The organism is Flexivirga caeni (assembly GCF_003724155.1).
GTDB classification, from domain to species: Bacteria; Actinomycetota; Actinomycetes; order Actinomycetales; family Dermatophilaceae; genus Flexivirga; species Flexivirga caeni.
Map to the genome: position 1 here is coordinate 113701 of NZ_RJJQ01000016.1, position 15487 is coordinate 129187.

Consider the following 15487-nt stretch of genomic DNA (forward strand, 5'->3'; position numbering starts at 1 on the left):
GTGATCCCCGGGACCCTTCGGCATACGTCGTGCGCTCAGGCGTCGCCGCCTGCGTTGCCGCTGGCGCCGGCCTGCGGGTTGAGCAGGTCGTACTTCGCGGCAGCGTCGACGGCCGTCTGCGGGTCGATCTCGCCGCGTGCGGCGAGCTCCTGCAGCGTCCGCACGGCCATCGACGGCCCGTCGATGTGGAAAACGCGGCGCGCGGCGGCGCGCGTGTCGCTGAAGCCGAAACCGTCGGCGCCGAGCGTCACGTAGTCGCCGGGCACCCAGGGGCGGATCTGCTCCTGCACCGCCCGCATCCAGTCGGAGACGGCCACGACCGGGCCGGGGCGCCCCTGCAGCTGCCGCGTCACGAACGGCACCTGCTGGTCGGCGTTCGGGTGCAGGAAGCGCAACTCGTCGGACGCCTCGCCGTCGCGGCGCAGCTCGTTCCACGACGTGACCGACCAGACGTCGGCGACGACACCCCAGTCGTCCTTGAGCAACTGCTGGGCTTCCAGGGCCCACGGCACACCGACGCCGGAGGCGAGCAACTGTGCACGTGGCGCGTCGGCGGCGGTGTCGCCCTCGGAGATGAGGTGCATGCCGCGCAGGATGCCTTCGGTGTCGACCTGCTCCGGCTCGGCCGGCTGCTGCATCGGCTCGTTGTAGACAGTCAGGTAGTAGATGACGTTCTCCGCGTCATCCCCGAACATTCGCCGCAGGCCGTCCTGCACGATGGTCGCGATCTCATAGCCGTATGCCGGATCGTACGCAACGACAGCGGGATTCGTCGCAGCAAGCAGCAACGAGTGACCGTCAGCGTGCTGCAGGCCTTCACCGGTGAGGGTGGTGCGGCCGGCGGTGGCGCCGACCAGGAAACCGCGGGTCATCTGGTCGGACGCCGCCCAGATGAAGTCGGCGGTGCGCTGGAAGCCAAACATCGAATAGAAGATGTAGATCGGCACCATCGGCACGCCGTGGGTGGCGTATGACGTGCCCGCCGCGGTGAACGCCGCGACCGAGCCGCTCTCGTTGATGCCCAGGTGCAGGATCTGCCCGTCGGTGGCTTCCTTGTAGGCAAGCATCAGCTCGGCGTCGACCGAGGTGTAGTGCTGCCCGTGCGGGTTGTAGATCTTGGCGGTCGGGAAGAACGAGTCCATGCCGAAGGTGCGCGCCTCGTCCGGGATGATCGGCACCACGTGCTTGCCGAACTCCTTGTCGCGCATCATGTCCTTCAGGATGCGGACGAACGCCATCGTGGTGGCGACTTCCTGCTTGCCCGAGCCCTTCTTCGCCGCGGCATAGGCCTTGTCGTCCGGGAGCTTCAGCGCACTGGCCGTGTGCCGCCGGTCGGGCAGACCGCCGCCGAGCTTGCTGCGCCGTTCGCGCAGGTACTTGATCGCCGGATCGTCCTCGCCGGGGTGGTAGTAGGGCGGCAGGTAGGGGTTCTCCTCCAGCTGCGCGTCGCTGACCGGGATGTTCAGCGAGTCGCGGAAGTTCTTCAGGTCCTCCAGCGTCAGCTTCTTCATCTGATGGGTCGCGTTGCGCCCGGCGAAGTGGGTGCCGAGGCTGTAGCCCTTGATCGTCTTGACCAGGATCACGGTCGGCTGGCCGGTGTGCTCGGTCGCCGCCTTGTATGCCGCGTAGACCTTGCGGTAGTCGTGCCCGCCGCGCTTGAGCTTCCACCAGATCTCGTCGTCGGACCAGTCCTTGACCATGTCGCGGGTCCGCGGGTCACGGCCGAAGAAGTGCTCGCGCACGTAGGCACCGTCGTTCGCCCGGAACGTCTGGTAGTCGCCGTCCGGGGTGCGGTTCATCAGGTTGACCAGTGCGCCATCGCGGTCGGCCGCCAGCAGCGGGTCCCAGCCGCGGCCCCAGATGCACTTGATGACGTTCCAGCCGGCACCGCGGAAGAAGCTCTCCAGCTCCTGGATGATCTTGCCGTTGCCGCGCACCGGGCCGTCCAGCCGCTGCAGGTTGCAGTTGACCACGAAGGTCAGGTTGTCCAGCTCTTCGTTGGCGGCGAGCTGCAGCAGCCCGCGCGACTCCGGCTCGTCCATCTCGCCGTCGCCGAGGAACGCCCAGACATGCTGCTGGCTGGTGTCTTTCAGGCCGCGTCCTTGCAGGTAGCGGTTGAACTGCGCCTGGTAGATCGCGTTCATCGGCCCGATGCCCATGGAGACCGTCGGGAACTCCCAGAAGTCGGGCATGTTGCGCGGGTGCGGGTATGACGGCAGGCCGAGCCGCTGTCCCTGCACGACGTGCGAGTGCTCCTGGCGGAAGCCGTCCAGGTGCTCCTCGGACAGGCGGCCCTCGAGGAACGCCCGGGCATACATGCCGGGGGAGGCGTGGCCCTGGAAGAACACCTGGTCGCCGCCGCCGGGGTGTGACTTGCCGCGGAAGAAGTGGTTGAAGCCGACCTCGTAGAGGGTGGCCGCCGAGGCGTAGGTCGAGATATGCCCGCCGACCCCGACGCCCGGGCGCTGCGCGCGGTGCACCATCATGGCGGCGTTCCAGCGCAGCCAGGCGCGGTAGCGGCGCTCGACCTCTTCGTCACCCGGGAACCAGGGCTCGGCTTCCGGGCTGATGGTGTTGATGTAGTCGGTCGCGGTCAGCGACGGCACACCGATGCGGCGCTCGCGTGAGCGTTCAAGCAGCTTCAGCATGATGTAGCGAGCCCGCGTCTGGCCGACGTCGTCGATCAGCCCGTCCAGCGAGTCGATCCACTCCTGGGTCTCCTCGGGGTCGATGTCGGGGAGTTGGCTGGGGATGCCGTTGAGGATCGGTCCTGCGTCCTCGCGCGCCATGAGTGGCTCCTCTCATGTGCTGCCGCGTGTTTCGCGACTGCGACGTTCTGTCTTCTCGGGGTTTCCGGGCTGAATCCATCTTCTACCCGCGCGGGCGAGCCGGCCGATGGGGGTCTCGGCTACTGGTCAGTAGTGTTTCAGTTCTCGGCGGCCCACCGTCACGGCAGGTTGAGAGCGGCGTGGCGGTGCACGTCCTTGTAGAGCAGGTAGCGGAAGTGGCCCGGCCCGCCGGCGTAGCAGGCCTGCGGGCAGAACGCGCGCAACCACATGAAGTCGCCCTCCTGCACCTCGACCCAGTCCTTGTTGAGCAGGTAGACGGCCTTGCCCTCCAGGACGTAGAGGCCATGTTCCATCACGTGCGTCTCCGGAAACGGGATCGCTCCGCCCGGCTCGAAGGTGACGATATTGACGTGCATGTCGTGGCGCACGTCGTCGGGGTCGGTGAAGCGCTGGGTGCACCAGCGGCCGTCGGTGTCGGGCATCGCGCCCAGCTCGACGTCGGACTCGTGCGTGACGAACGAGTCAGGGGTCTCGACGCCGTCGACGACGCTGTAGCGCTTGCGGATCCAGTGGAAGGTGGCGGTGCTGCCGGTGTCGTTGTGCAGCGTCCACGTGTCGCCCGGCGCGATGAAGGCGTAACCGCCGGCGGGCAGCGTGTGCTGGGCCCCGCCGAGGTCCAGGCGCAACTCGCCGTCCACCACGAAGAGCACGCTCTCGGCCGCCGGGTTGGTCTCCGGGCGGTCGCTGCCGCCGCCGGGACCGACCTCGACGATGTACTGCGAGAAGGTCTCGGCGAAACCCGTCAGGGGCCGGGCGAGCACCCACAGCCGGGTGTCGTCCCAGAACGGCAGGCGGCTGCTGGTGATGTCGCTCATGGTGCGACGGGGGAGCACGGCATACGCCTCGGTGAAGATCGACCGGTCGGTGGTCAGCTCGGTCTGCGCGGGTAGCCCGCCCCGGGGCGTGTAGTACTGCGTCATTGTCACTCCTGACTTCAGCGGGAGAGCTCGGCGAGCTCGGAAACGGATATCTGACAAGCGGATTCGGCCTCGTCGGTGCCGATGGCGCCACAGTGCACGCCGCGCAGCAGCGCGCCGGCGAGCATCCGGGCGGTGGCGGGTTCGTCCATGACATCGCCCCCGGCCGTCTGATGCAGGTATGCCGCGAGGCGCGCCGACGCGCTGGGCAGCGCGCGCCGGAAGAAGAGGAAGTTGGCCAGGTAGCGGGAGACGAGGTGCCCGGGGTGCATGTCCCATCCCTGGTAGATGCCGCGCACCAGGGAGCGGGTCACCAGGCCGGCGTGCAATCGCCAGGTGGCGCGGGCGGATTCGCGGTCGCCGAACGCCACCACGTTGGTGGAGCCGTCGCAGATGCGGGTGCCGGTCTGAGCGGCCGCTACCTGGATCACCGACTTGGCGTGATCGGCCGCCGGGTGGTCCAGGGCCTGGTATGCCGCGGCGATCCCGAGACCGGCGCTGTAGTCGTAGGTGCCGTAAACCAGCGAGCTGACCCGACCGGGTGCCGCGTGCACCATGCGAGCGACCGACGCCGAGCCGTCCGCAGCGAGGATGGCCTGCGGCGTCTCGACCTGGATCTCGAACGTCACACTGCCGGAAGGGAGTTCGAGCTCCTCCTCAAGTGCCGCGCACGCGGTGTCCATGGCTGCCGCCTGCTCGACGCTGGTGACTTTCGGCAGCGTCAGGACATTGCCGGCGAGGAGACCGGCCCCCGCCATACCCCGCTGGTAGTCCACCAGGGTGTGCACTCCGCGAGCGCGGGTCGGTGCCTCGAACGACTTGAAGCGGATGCCGTGCCAGGCGGGCAGTTCGCCGGTGCCGGCGAGGTCGGCGAACCCGGTCAGCACGCCGGCGAGATGGCCGTCCTCGGCTTCGTCGGATCGCACGCCGTAGCCGTCCTCGAAGTCGGCCCGCAGGTCCTCGATCGGCTCGCGCTCCAGCTTGGCGACCACACGGTCGTAGACTTCGGCCACGTCGTCCACGGATTCGCCTGTGGCGCGGGCGAGTTCGGCCGCGTCGGGTGCATAGGTCGCGAGCAGGTCGCGCGCCGTCCGGGCGAAGCCACGCACGTCCTCGGCAGTGCACCGGTCGGCGGGCAGGTAGACCGTGTGCACGGGGTGACGGCCGGTCGCCGGACCAGGATAATCACGGGTGAGTGCGGCATCCGCACCGGCAAGCGCTGCGTCGAGTTGTGCGGTCAAGGTCGTGCGGAAGTCGGACACGGGGGCTCCTCTCGGCCAACATTCCGTATTATGGAGTATAAATTCCATGTTGGCGAATGACAGGACTGTAGAGGAGTCGTCATGGCAGAGCACACCCGCCCCGCAGGGGTGCAGTCCGTCGGGCGCGCACTCGACATCATCGAGCTGATCGATCAGGCCGGCGGTGAGATGGCGCTCGTGGAGATCAGCGCGGCCTCCGGCCTGCCGATGCCCACGATTCACCGGCTGGTGCGCACCCTCGTCGACCGCAACTACCTGCGCCAGTTGCCCGACCGGCGCTATGCGCTCGGCGCCCGGCTGATTCCGCTCGGCAATGCCGCGCTCGACGCCTTCGGCTCGCGCAGCAGCTCGCTGCTCGCCGAGGTTGTCCGCCGCATCGGCGAGAGCGCCAACCTGGCGGCGCTCGACGGCGACATGCTGGTGTATGTCGGCCAGGCTCCGGCGCCGCGTGCCATGCGGATGTTCACCCAGCTCGGGCAGCACGTGCACCCGCACTGCCGGGCCGCGGGGAAGGCGCTGCTGGCGCAGCTGGACGACGAGCAGGTGCGCGGCATTCTCACTCGCGGCGGGATGCCGGCGCTGACACCGGCCACGATCACCGACCCGGACACGTTCGTCGACCAGCTCGCCAGCGTGCGTGCCGAAGGCGTGGCGCACGAGGTCGGCGAGATGGAGGAGGGCGTGACCTGCCTGGCGCTTCCGGTGCTCGGTGCGACGTCCAACCTCGCCGTGTCCATCTCCGGTCCGGCGTCGAGGATGACCGAAACGCTGCAGCAGCACGCCATACCCGTCCTGCGGGAGGCCGCCGAGGAGATCGCGGTCCAGCTGGCCGGATGATCGCACCCGATATGCACCTTGACACCCGACGAGCGACCCGGCATCCTTTCTCCATGCGGAATGAGAGTTCCATTCAGCGAAATACGCTGGACGAGTTCAACGATGCGCCTGGTGCGGACGCAGTCCGCATGCTGCTGCCGTTGTGCAGCAGCCCCGCCTGGGCGACCGCCGTCGCCGATCGGCGTCCGTATGACGGCGTCGATGCCCTGCTGACTGCGTCGGACCAGGTCTTCGCCGGCCTGGCGATCGCCGACCTGGACGCCGCGCTGACCGGCCATCCGCGCATCGGCGACCGGGTCACCGGCCACGACACGGCGGCGGACCTGTCCCGCTCGGAGCAGTCGGCGATGCAGTCGGCGGATGAGAGAGTCGCCGATCAGATCCTGCGCGGCAACGTCACCTACGAACAGCGCTTCGATCGCGTCTTCCTCATCCGTGCTGCCGGCCGGACGCCCGGGGAGATCCTCGCCGAGCTGCGGCGCCGGCTCGCCAACACCGACGCCGACGAGCAGGCCGAGGTGCGCGAGCAACTCCGTCAGATCACCCGGCTGCGCCTGGAAGGGACCTTCGCGCCATGACCTCCACCCTCTCCACCCATGTTCTCGATGCCGTCCACGGAGCACCCGCCAGCGGTGTCGGCGTGACGGTGTTCGCACAGACCGGTGCCGGATCCGATGGCCAGCCCATCGGGTCCGGGACCACAGACGATGACGGCCGGGTCGCCGGCCTGGTGCCCGACGGGCTCCGGCAGGGGACCTACCGCATCGTCTTCGCCACCGGCAGCTTCTTCGAGCGTGCCGGGGTCCGGGCCTTCTATCCCGAGGTGGCGATCACCTTCGTCGTAGACGAAGAACGGCACTACCACGTGCCACTGCTACTGAGTCCGTTCGCGTTCTCCACCTATCGAGGGAGCTGATTTCCGATGTCCTATGTGCTCGGGCACAACCAGTACGGCAAGGCCGAGGTGCACGTCGTGCGCGTTTTCCGCGACGACCCCGAAGCGCCGCACGACCTGGTCGACTACAACGTCTCCGTGTCGCTGACCGGCGACTTCACCGAGGCCCACACGACCGGCGACCAGGCGAAGGTGCTCACCACCGACGCCTGCAAGAACACCGTGAACTCCTTCGCCAAGGAGGCCGGCGACGCGGTCCGCGAGCCGGAGTCGTTCGCGCTCGCGCTGGCCGATCACTTCATCGAGGTGCCGCAGGTCAGCGGGGTGCGCATCAGTGTCGAGGCGTTCCCGTGGGATCGCGCGCACGGCAACCCGCACGCGTTCGTGAAGAACGGCGACTACGTGCGTACCGTCACCGTGACCCGCACCGCTGACGACACCAGTGTCGTCAGCGGGCTGAAGGAACTGACCGTCCTGAAGACCACCGACTCGGAGTTCCACGGCTACTACCAGGACCGCTACACCACCCTGCAGCCGACGAACGACCGCATCATGGCCACCGCGGTGACCGCGCAGTGGGCGCACGAGGGCCGTGACGTGCAGTGGGGCGCGTCGTTCGATGCCGTGAAGGACGCCATCACCAGCAGCTTCGCCGCGGCATACAGCTATGCGCTGCAGCACACCCTGTGGGAGATGGGCGGAGCTGTGCTCGACGCGGCGCCGAGCGTCGCCGAGATCCGCTTCAGCTGCCCCAATAAGCACCACTTCGTGATCGACCTGAGCCCGTTCGGGGTCGAGAACAACTACGAGGTGCACCACGCCGACGACCGTCCCTACGGGCTGATCGAGGCGACGATCAAGCGGTCGGAGGACGTCGACAAGTCCTCGGCATACGACCCGGGCCAGGCCTGGTAGGAGCCGCTTCGCCATGGCGACCGGACCCGGCAATCCCCTCCGATTGCCGGGTCCAGTTGCAAACCGGCGCGGATCCTAGTGAACTACGGCCATGGCAATTGGGGCCCAGAAAACCGCACTGGCCGAGAAGCTCGGCTTCGAAAAGAATCTGGTGGTGCAGGAACTCGGCTGGGACGAGGACGTCGACGACGTCGTGCGCGACCAGATCGAGGAAGTCATCGGATCCGGTCTGGAGGACGATGACTACGACGGTGTGGTCGATGCCGTCGTCCTGTGGTGGCGGGATGGTGACGGCGATCTGATCGACGACTGCGTCGACGCGCTGACCAATCTCGCGGACAAGGGATTCGTCGTGCTGCTGGTGCCTGGCGCCGGGCACCCGGATCACGTCGACGCCAGTGACATCGCCGAGGCCGCCCAGACGGCCGGTCTGAAGGCCGGAACCTCCACCCGTGCGGGTGAAGAGTGGATCGCGACCAAACTCGTCCAGGGCGGGGTGGCCAAGCAGCGATGACCGATGCTCCTGCCGAGGTCGGCGCGCCGGCGCCCGCCTTCGCTCTCAAGAATCAGCACGGCGAGGACGTCTCGCTCATCGAGCGAGTCGCCGATCGCCCGGTGCTGCTGGTGTTCTATCCCTTCGCGTGGTCGGGCATCTGCACGGGCGAGCTGTGCGCCATACGCGATGATCTGTCCGGCTACACCGGCGACGGTGCGGTCGACGTCCTGGCGATCTCGTGCGATCCCATGTTCACGCTGCGTGCGTGGGCCGACGCGCAGCACTACGACTTCGAGTTGCTTTCGGACTTCTGGCCGCACGGGCAGGTCGCCCGCGACTACGGCGTCTTCAACGCCGACGCCGGTATGGCGGTCCGCGGCACCTTCCTGATCGACACCACCGGCACGGTGCGCTGGTCCCAGGTCAACGCGCCCGGTGAGGCTCGTGACTTCGCCGGCTACCGCGAGGCGCTCGCCGGGCTCTGAGTCGACGATTCGTGTCCGGTCGGCCGCCACTGGCACAATGACCAGCGCCCGGCGGCACACCGCCGTCCCCGGGGCCTGTAGCTCAGTTGGTAGAGCACCGCGCTTACACCGCGGCTGTCGTCGGTTCGAACCCGGCCGGGCCCACAATTTCAGACGTACTAGAACACCTGACATCGGTGGAAGCCGGTGTTGGTGCGAGGGCGGCGAACGGCTCAGCGAGCTTGATCGTCGCCCTTTCGTCTTCGCTGATCTCGATGCCGTTGGTGAGCGCTTGGTTCGCCAGTCGCTTGCCCTGATCATCGGTGCGCGCGTACAGGGTCGCGCAGTCTACGAGCAGGCTGAGCGCGGTGCTGAGGTGCTTGCGTGACCCCTCGTGCTGATCGTGTTCGCTGGCGAGGCGACGGTCGATGTCAGCAAGCCCCGCCCGGATGCGGTCTTGGTGCCGTTTGAGAGTTTCCAGGTCGATGGCGTCGGCGAAGTGCGCAGCGAGCAGCTTGTCGCTCTCGATCTGGAGTCGCTTGCGGTTCTCTGTCAGCTCGGCCAGTTCCTGTGAGCGGGAGGCGAGCCGTTCATCGAACGCTGCCTCGACCTGTGCCGCGAGCGCGGCGTACTGCTCTTCGGTGATCGAGATGTCTCGGTAGCAGTCCGCGACCAGCTGCTCGGCGATGCCGACTGGCACAGCCCGCCGGGTGCAGTTCTTCCGTTTGGAGGCCCGACCGGAGCACACGTAGTAGGCGTAGCGCATGCCTTGCTTGTTGGCTGGGTAGTCCAGTTGCATCCGTGACCCGCACTGGCCGCAGAACAGAGAGCCCTTCAGGTAGTGGTCGTGCGTGCGGCGGCGCTCGTCCGCGATCTTGCGGGAGTCGAGTAGACGTTGGACTTGCTGCCAGGTCTCGACATCGACCAGTGGCTCGTGGGTGCCGGACTGCTCGGCTCCCTTGTAGCGCACGATGCCGATGTAGTACGGGTTGCGCAGCATCGAGAAGAACGTGGAACGGCCCACCGGCCCGGACGGACGCTTCGGCGTGGGTACGGTGGTGAGTCCGCGCGCGGTGGCCACGGCGAGCAGACTGACGACGGTGTGCTCGCCGGTTGCGTACTGCTCGAATACCCACCGCACCAGCGGGGCGCGCTCGGCGTCGATCTCGACGGTGCGGTACTCGCGGCCTCGCTCGTCACGCTTGCGGACGTTGAGATAGCCGACCGGTGCTCGCATCGGCGTTCCGCCGGTCTCGAACTTCTGGTTCAGGCCCTTGCTGACCTCGGATGCGAGGTTCTTGGAGTAGAACTCCGCGATGGACGACATGATGCCGTGCAGCAACATCCCCGAGGGCGTCTCGTCGATGTTCTCCGTCGCAGACACCAAGGTCACCCCGGCTTCGACCAGACGGCGGTGAATCTCCACATCGTCCAGCCGGTTGCGGGCGAGGCGGTCGACCTTGTGGACGATGCAGTAGGTGACTTGATGCGTGGCGATGTACTCCAGCATCCGTTGCAGGTCGGGCCGGTCAGCTGAGCGGGCGGACTCTCCTGCATCCACGAACTCGGCGACGATGCGTGCTCCGAGGTCTTCGGCCTTGCGCGCGTTCGCCTGGCGTTGGGCAGGGATGGAAAACCCCTCGTCACGACCCCCCTTGGTCGCCTGCTCCTTGGTCGAGACACGTTGATACGTCACCGCCGTCAGAAGCGGTGACGTTTCCGTGTCCCGCATCGGCATTGTCAGAGTCATGGTGGCCTCCTTGCTCGCCCGACGACGAGCGGGCGTCCGTCGTGTTTTCGGTGCTGTGTCGATCACCGATGCGACGCTGCTGCTGATCAAGCTCCTGGGCGTGAAGTCCATCCGCGATGTGCAGAACCAGCGCGATCAGTTGCTTGTTGTCAGGCTTGGAGCGCACCCGAGGTTCGGCCGAGATACGTCGGCCCGTGCTCGTCACCCGGTAGTGCCTCATACCCGCCAGGTGAACTTGCCTGGCCCTCAGCGTCACGGGCGGCGCGGCGCTCCTTGCGCCGGGCGGAACGACCGTCGCGGTAGATGCGGAGTCCGTGGAAGAAGAAGCGGAAGCCCTCGCAGATCCCGATCAGGACGATGAGGTGGAGCCATCCCTGGGCTCCGTTGTCGATGAGGACGGTGCAGCCGTAGGCGATGCCGAAGTATGTCGCCGCGACGAGCATGGCCCACAGGCTGTACTTCGGGTCGCGCTGGGTGTGGAACCAGTCGAGCAGGATCGTCGAGGGTATCCAGGGCCGGAGAACCCGGAAGAGGATAAGAACGGCGATGAAGATGAGCCAGATCATGGTCAAGTCCTCCAGAAGCGGCGACGCTTCCTATGGGATGGACTTACCGGGGCGGCTTCCCCGGTTCGTCTGCCACCTGCCTGGGGCTGGTGACGACTAGCTGAACATTGATGTCGCCTACGCCTCGACTGTTCACCGTGCGCAAGGAGCCAGCGTGGATACCGCGCACGCGCTCGTTGACCCTGAAGCCTCGTCGCGGGAGTTGTTCTACGTGGCGATGACGCGCGGCAAGCACCGCAACCACGCCTACGTGATCGTGCCCGACCCGCACGAGGTCGAGCCGCATCTCGACCAACCCGAGCCGCTGACCCTGACCGATCGGCTCGCCAAGGTGCTTGCCCGCAGCGACGCCGACCTGTCCGCGACCGAGACGCTGGCGCTCGAGGTAGACCGTCACGCCTCGCTGTCCACGCTGCTCGCCGAGTACGACGTGCTCGCCCGCGAAGCACAGACCGACCGCTGGGCCGCGCTGCTCGATGTCGCGCCGTTCCCCGAGAACGTGGCCGACGACGTGTTCACCAGCCCCTACTACGAGCACTTGGAGAGCGCACTCGCACGCCACGAGGCAGCCGGCCATCTCGCAGCGGTCGCGCTCACCGCGCTCGCCCCGAGGCTCACGCCGGGCGAAGACCAAGCCGACCCCGCCGCGCAGCTGGCCGACATGCTCGACCAAGCCACTCAGAAGCTCCGGCCCGGCAAACGAACCAGAGCACGAGTCGCCGGACTCATCCCAACACCTGCCGAGCCGATCGCCGACGACATGCAAACCGCGCTCACCGAGCGGCAGATACTCATCGAAGCCGCCGCACTGCAACTCGTGCACGACGCCCAAGAAGTGGGAGCCGCATGGGTGACGCGGCTCGGGCAACCCAGCGTCCGCCCCGAAGCGCAAGAACGGTGGGAGGCACACGCGGCCACCGTCGCGTTGTACCGCTACCGCCACGAGATCACCGGCCCGGCACCGCTGGGCGACCCGAATGCTGTGCGTGGCCCTCATCAAGCGGCCGAGTACCGAGCAGGACAGCTCGCATTGCGGCAAATCAAGGCGAGTGCTCAACACGATGATGACAGAGGACCTCAGTCGACCGTCCGCAACACACCACGACGTGGACTCTGACTATCGGCCTCATCAGGCGCGCGACGACACGCCACGCGGAGAACCACTCGGTGACGACGTGGTGGCAGGTGGAACGCTACTCCGCTGGGCGTGCCACCACGGAACCGACAACGCGGGAGGATGCCGGAGGATACCCTATGTAGCATGGGTACCGCTTACGACTTCCTCAGCTCTCATCTGAAGACGATGGCTGCGCCGTACCTGTTTATCGGCTCGGGGATCTCAAGACGGTACGCTGATCTGCCCGATTGGGAAGGTCTCCTTAGACACTTTGCTGCATTTACTAGCCACCCGTATGAATACTACCGTGGCCTCGCTTCAGGCGATCTTCCCAAGACTGCCTCACTGCTAGCCAACGAGTTCTACTCGGTGTGGTGGTCGGATAAGCGATTCTCAGATTCGAGAGACAGGTATGGCACCGAGGTTACCGATCCCTCATCAGCACTAAAGATCGAAGTGGCAAGGTATTTCGAAGAAGCGATTGAAGGATTCAAGCCGACGGCCGAGTACGCTTCCGAGTTCTCGCTCCTGCAGAGCGCAAATGTCGAAGGAGTGATAACGACCAATTTCGACAGGCTGATGTCCGTTGTTTACCCTGACTACACCGTCTTCACTGGCCAAGATGAGTTGCTGTTCGCCGACCCACAAGGTATCGCAGAGATCTACATGATTCACGGATCGTCGCAACAGCCGCGATCACTCGTTCTGACGGGGGAGGACTACGACGACTTCCAAGAGCGTGATGCGTACCTTGCCGCCAAACTGATGACCTTCTTCGTCGAGCACCCGATCGTTTTCCTTGGTTACAGCCTGAGTGACAACAACGTGCTGGAGATACTTCGTTCGCTGGTGAAGGCGATGCGCGGCACCAACGCGAGCAAGCTTAAGGAGCGCCTTCTTTTCGTCAACTGGGACTCGGAAGCTTCCCCAGAGGTTCGCTCTCGAACCGTGCAGATCGAAGGTGGCCAAATCGAGGCCTTTGAGATCGTTGTCCCTGACTTCATCGACGTCTTTCGAGCGCTAGGAATCAAGGAGAGGGCACTTCCGGCTCGTGTTCTACGTCAGCTCAAGAATCAAATTTACGAACTGGTAAAGAGCAACGATCCTGACGGTCGACTCGTGCAGGTCTCCGACATTGAGTCAGCCTCGGATCAACTCGACGTGGTGTTCGGTGTTGGCGCCAAGATGACAGTCAAAGGGATCATTGGCCTGTCTCGCTGGGATCTCGTTGATGATGTGCTCGGTTCGCCAGACCGCGGGCTTCCCAGCGACCAGGTGATATCGGAGGCGTTCGGGAGTTCCTTCGCCAGCAACTGGTACGTGCCATACTGGAAGCATCTCCGGCAAGGTGAATTCCTTGACGAGACGGGGAACTTGCTGCCGCAGGTTGAAGTTCCGTCCAAGATTCATTCCTATATCTCCCGAGAAACTAAGAACCTCGGAAAACGCTCTCTCCCGGATGGTGTGACCTTTCAAGACGTGCTCGACCGCCAAGGAGAGGACTGGATTCTTGGACACCCTTGGTCGTTGCTCGACGAGACCCGCGACGGTGAGGGCTTGCGAGAGTACCTGAACAACAACCGAAGCTATCGTCAGCAGTCCTACTACCTCACGCAGTACGCCAAGTTGGCCGTGACTCTCGACTGGCTGATGTACGGACCCCCGAACGAGGCCAAATCATGAGCGTTGTAGAGAGCCAGGCGGCAGCGGCCTCGGCATTGCTTTCGGCACCCGTTCTCCGCTCAGCGATGCGAGACGGCCCAGCATCGAAGTTGGCGAATCGCACCATTTCAAGTCTTGTTGAGAGTGGTCTAGCCATTGGCGCATCCACCGTTCGAACACTGATCTGGCGTTGCGACCGATGGCTCTCGCGCCACTACCGTAACGATCTCGTCTACCGTAGAGCCGTTCTCGGTCAGATGATCCCGTGGAGCAACGGCATCCTTCTGCCGGAGTTCAGGGTCGGTCGCTCCATCGTCGACTTCTTGGCCGTGACAGACTCGTTGCACGCCGTCGAGATCAAGAGCGACCTCGACAACACTTCCCGACTCGATAGCCAGCTACACGATTACCGGAAAATTGCACCCTTGGTGTCTGTTATGGCATCAAAGCGCGTAGTGGAACGGGTGCTCGCTGCCCCGGAGTTCCAGACTATTGGTCTTCACTGGCTTGATGTGAACGGTCGTGTGGAGACTGTCCGCGATGCGGAGTTTAGCCGTGAGTTTCTTGATTCAGAGGTCTTGATGCGGTCACTTCGTCGCGCAGAGTATCTCAGAGTTCTGTCTGCTCTTGGCTCTGCTATTCCCGACCTTCCGAACACGCGGGTGTTCTCATACGCACTAGCAGCTTCCCGAAATCTGGACCCGCTCGTTTTCCACAACGCGGTCGCGGAGCAGCTGAGAGGGCGAAAACCGCGGGCTGGCCGATCACTGATCGCTCGATTGCCCGAGCCGGTGCGCCCCGCCGTATTGAAGCTCGATCCGACGAGGCAGCAGATATCCAGTCTTCAAGACTGGATGAACCAGGAGGTTGCAAATGTATATGCCTAGGCTGAGGGCACGACAGCATGAGGTATTTGCTGTTCGAAACTGCGCCTCAAGTTTCGCTGCATCTTCGCGTGTCACACCGATTCTTGAGCCGGTGGCCGCACCAAACGACCTCTTCACACGCAGGCTGGGAACGATAGCCGAAGAGGGGGCCAATTGTGACCTCGTCCTTAACCCTTCGGTCGGTGATCTACGTTCGAAGGGTAGTTGGAGAGAACTTGGCGACTACTACCTTGAGAACGATCTTCTCAAACACCACGGACTTGCCGTCCTCTCCAATGCCGACGCTGATCACGCGGCGATGTCGCGCTGGATCAGTGAGGCTAGGGGCGCTGGGCACCAGTTCACGCTCGATATCGTTCATGAGCTGGATCTCTCCGTGACCCTGCAAGGTGCGACGTATCACGGAGTTCGATGGAACATTGCCGAAGATCGGACGGTCCCGGCGTCATATGGTCTGCCCCTCGGAGGTCTTCCGGTGGTCTGGGCGAACGACCCGTTTCCTTCCTTGCCGCGCAATCGAGAGTATGTCGGCCGTGAAGAGGGGATCTTCAGCACTCGCGTTGCCGGCTACAAGAGCGCAGGCTACCTCGGCGTCAGCGACTTCCTCACACTTGGAAGGGGATATCAACCAGGTGGCGGTCCAGCCTATGCGGTAGTTATTCACTTCACTTATGAATCAGGTGATGTCGTCCGTCTGACCCAGATCCGCGGGTAGCGGCGGGTTTGTTGGGGCTCGTCGGCGTGTGATGTGACGAGAGTGCCTGTCCTGCAAGGAGAATCGAGCTTGTCGAGAGTTCGAGGTATCCGAGCGGGAAGGCACCCTGTCGGTGATGAGAATACGTGGTCGCAACAGTTCCTGGAAGCAGGTGC

The 15487-nt window shown here is 65.0% G+C and carries 15 protein-coding genes, 1 tRNA gene and 1 pseudogene; 12 read left to right on the top strand and 5 right to left on the bottom strand.

The features are described 5' to 3' along the window. Nucleotides 1-35 precede the first annotated feature (35 nt). From aceE to EFY87_RS14840, 3 genes are all read right to left on the bottom strand, one after another. The gene (gene aceE, locus EFY87_RS14830; protein ID WP_123272259.1) at nucleotides 36-2789 is read right to left on the bottom strand and encodes a pyruvate dehydrogenase (acetyl-transferring), homodimeric type; all 2754 of its coding nucleotides are present in this window, start codon (nucleotides 2787-2789) and stop codon (nucleotides 36-38) included. A 158-nt stretch (nucleotides 2790-2947) separates the two neighbouring features. Further along, entirely contained in the window at nucleotides 2948-3769 is an 822-nt protein-coding gene (locus EFY87_RS14835; protein ID WP_123272260.1) for a bifunctional allantoicase/(S)-ureidoglycine aminohydrolase, read from the bottom strand. Nucleotides 3770-3783: 14 nt separating this feature from the next. Then, nucleotides 3784-5028 carry a DUF6986 family protein gene (locus EFY87_RS14840; RefSeq protein ID WP_245988661.1) on the bottom strand — a complete coding sequence of 415 codons (1245 nt, stop codon included), beginning with the start codon at nucleotides 5026-5028 and terminating at the stop codon, nucleotides 3784-3786. Nucleotides 5029-5109: 81 nt separating this feature from the next. On the opposite strand from EFY87_RS14840, the gene EFY87_RS14845 reads away from it, so the two are divergent. The 8 genes from EFY87_RS14845 to EFY87_RS20970 all read left to right on the top strand — a co-directional run bounded on the left by EFY87_RS14845 (nucleotide 5110) and on the right by EFY87_RS20970 (nucleotide 9209). Beyond that, on the top strand, nucleotides 5110-5865 hold the full coding sequence (locus tag EFY87_RS14845) for an IclR family transcriptional regulator (RefSeq protein WP_123272262.1): 756 nt from the start codon (nucleotides 5110-5112) through the stop codon (nucleotides 5863-5865). 53 nt (nucleotides 5866-5918) lie between these two features. Continuing rightward, the gene (gene uraD, locus EFY87_RS14850; RefSeq protein ID WP_158607661.1) at nucleotides 5919-6443 is read left to right on the top strand and encodes a 2-oxo-4-hydroxy-4-carboxy-5-ureidoimidazoline decarboxylase; all 525 of its coding nucleotides are present in this window, start codon (nucleotides 5919-5921) and stop codon (nucleotides 6441-6443) included. After that, nucleotides 6440-6781: a hydroxyisourate hydrolase gene (uraH, locus tag EFY87_RS14855; protein WP_123272264.1), complete on the top strand. Its 342-nt coding sequence runs from the start codon at nucleotides 6440-6442 to the stop codon at nucleotides 6779-6781. The genes uraD and uraH overlap by 4 nt, the downstream gene beginning before the upstream one ends. Before the next feature lie 6 nt (nucleotides 6782-6787). Then, nucleotides 6788-7675, top strand: a complete 888-nt coding sequence (gene pucL, locus EFY87_RS14860; RefSeq protein WP_123272265.1) for a factor-independent urate hydroxylase — start codon at nucleotides 6788-6790, stop codon at nucleotides 7673-7675. Nucleotides 7676-7766: 91 nt separating this feature from the next. Next, nucleotides 7767-8189 carry a DUF3052 domain-containing protein gene (locus tag EFY87_RS14865; protein ID WP_123272266.1) on the top strand — a complete coding sequence of 141 codons (423 nt, stop codon included), beginning with the start codon at nucleotides 7767-7769 and terminating at the stop codon, nucleotides 8187-8189. Next, the gene (locus EFY87_RS14870; protein WP_123272267.1) at nucleotides 8186-8656 is read left to right on the top strand and encodes a peroxiredoxin; all 471 of its coding nucleotides are present in this window, start codon (nucleotides 8186-8188) and stop codon (nucleotides 8654-8656) included. The genes EFY87_RS14865 and EFY87_RS14870 overlap by 4 nt, the downstream gene beginning before the upstream one ends. A gap of 71 nt (nucleotides 8657-8727) precedes the next feature. After that, nucleotides 8728-8800, top strand: a tRNA-Val gene (locus tag EFY87_RS14875). 229 nt (nucleotides 8801-9029) lie between these two features. After that, nucleotides 9030-9209, top strand: a complete 180-nt coding sequence (locus EFY87_RS20970) for a hypothetical protein (RefSeq protein WP_245988662.1) — start codon at nucleotides 9030-9032, stop codon at nucleotides 9207-9209. 102 nt (nucleotides 9210-9311) lie between these two features. On the opposite strand, the pseudogene EFY87_RS20975 reads toward EFY87_RS20970, so the two are convergent. Next, nucleotides 9312-10496 (bottom strand): annotated as a pseudogene (locus EFY87_RS20975) (recombinase family protein); the annotation flags it as partial. 38 nt (nucleotides 10497-10534) lie between these two features. Next, a complete protein-coding gene (locus EFY87_RS14885) occupies nucleotides 10535-10951 on the bottom strand; it encodes a sulfate permease (protein ID WP_123272268.1) in 417 nt (138 codons plus the stop codon). 106 nt (nucleotides 10952-11057) lie between these two features. Between EFY87_RS14885 and EFY87_RS14890 the strand changes: the two genes are divergently transcribed. The 4 genes from EFY87_RS14890 (at nucleotide 11058) to EFY87_RS20080 (ending at nucleotide 15332) form a co-directional block, all read left to right on the top strand. Further along, on the top strand, nucleotides 11058-12068 hold the full coding sequence (locus EFY87_RS14890) for a C-terminal helicase domain-containing protein (RefSeq protein ID WP_281276210.1): 1011 nt from the start codon (nucleotides 11058-11060) through the stop codon (nucleotides 12066-12068). Between the two features lie 144 nt (nucleotides 12069-12212). Then, entirely contained in the window at nucleotides 12213-13751 is a 1539-nt protein-coding gene (locus EFY87_RS14895; protein WP_158607662.1) for an SIR2 family protein, read from the top strand. Beyond that, entirely contained in the window at nucleotides 13748-14617 is an 870-nt protein-coding gene (locus tag EFY87_RS14900) for a sce7726 family protein (RefSeq protein ID WP_148043358.1), read from the top strand. The genes EFY87_RS14895 and EFY87_RS14900 overlap by 4 nt, the downstream gene beginning before the upstream one ends. Further along, nucleotides 14610-15332, top strand: a complete 723-nt coding sequence (locus EFY87_RS20080) for a sce7725 family protein (protein WP_245988665.1) — start codon at nucleotides 14610-14612, stop codon at nucleotides 15330-15332. The genes EFY87_RS14900 and EFY87_RS20080 overlap by 8 nt, the downstream gene beginning before the upstream one ends. Nucleotides 15333-15487: the final 155 nt, after the last annotated feature.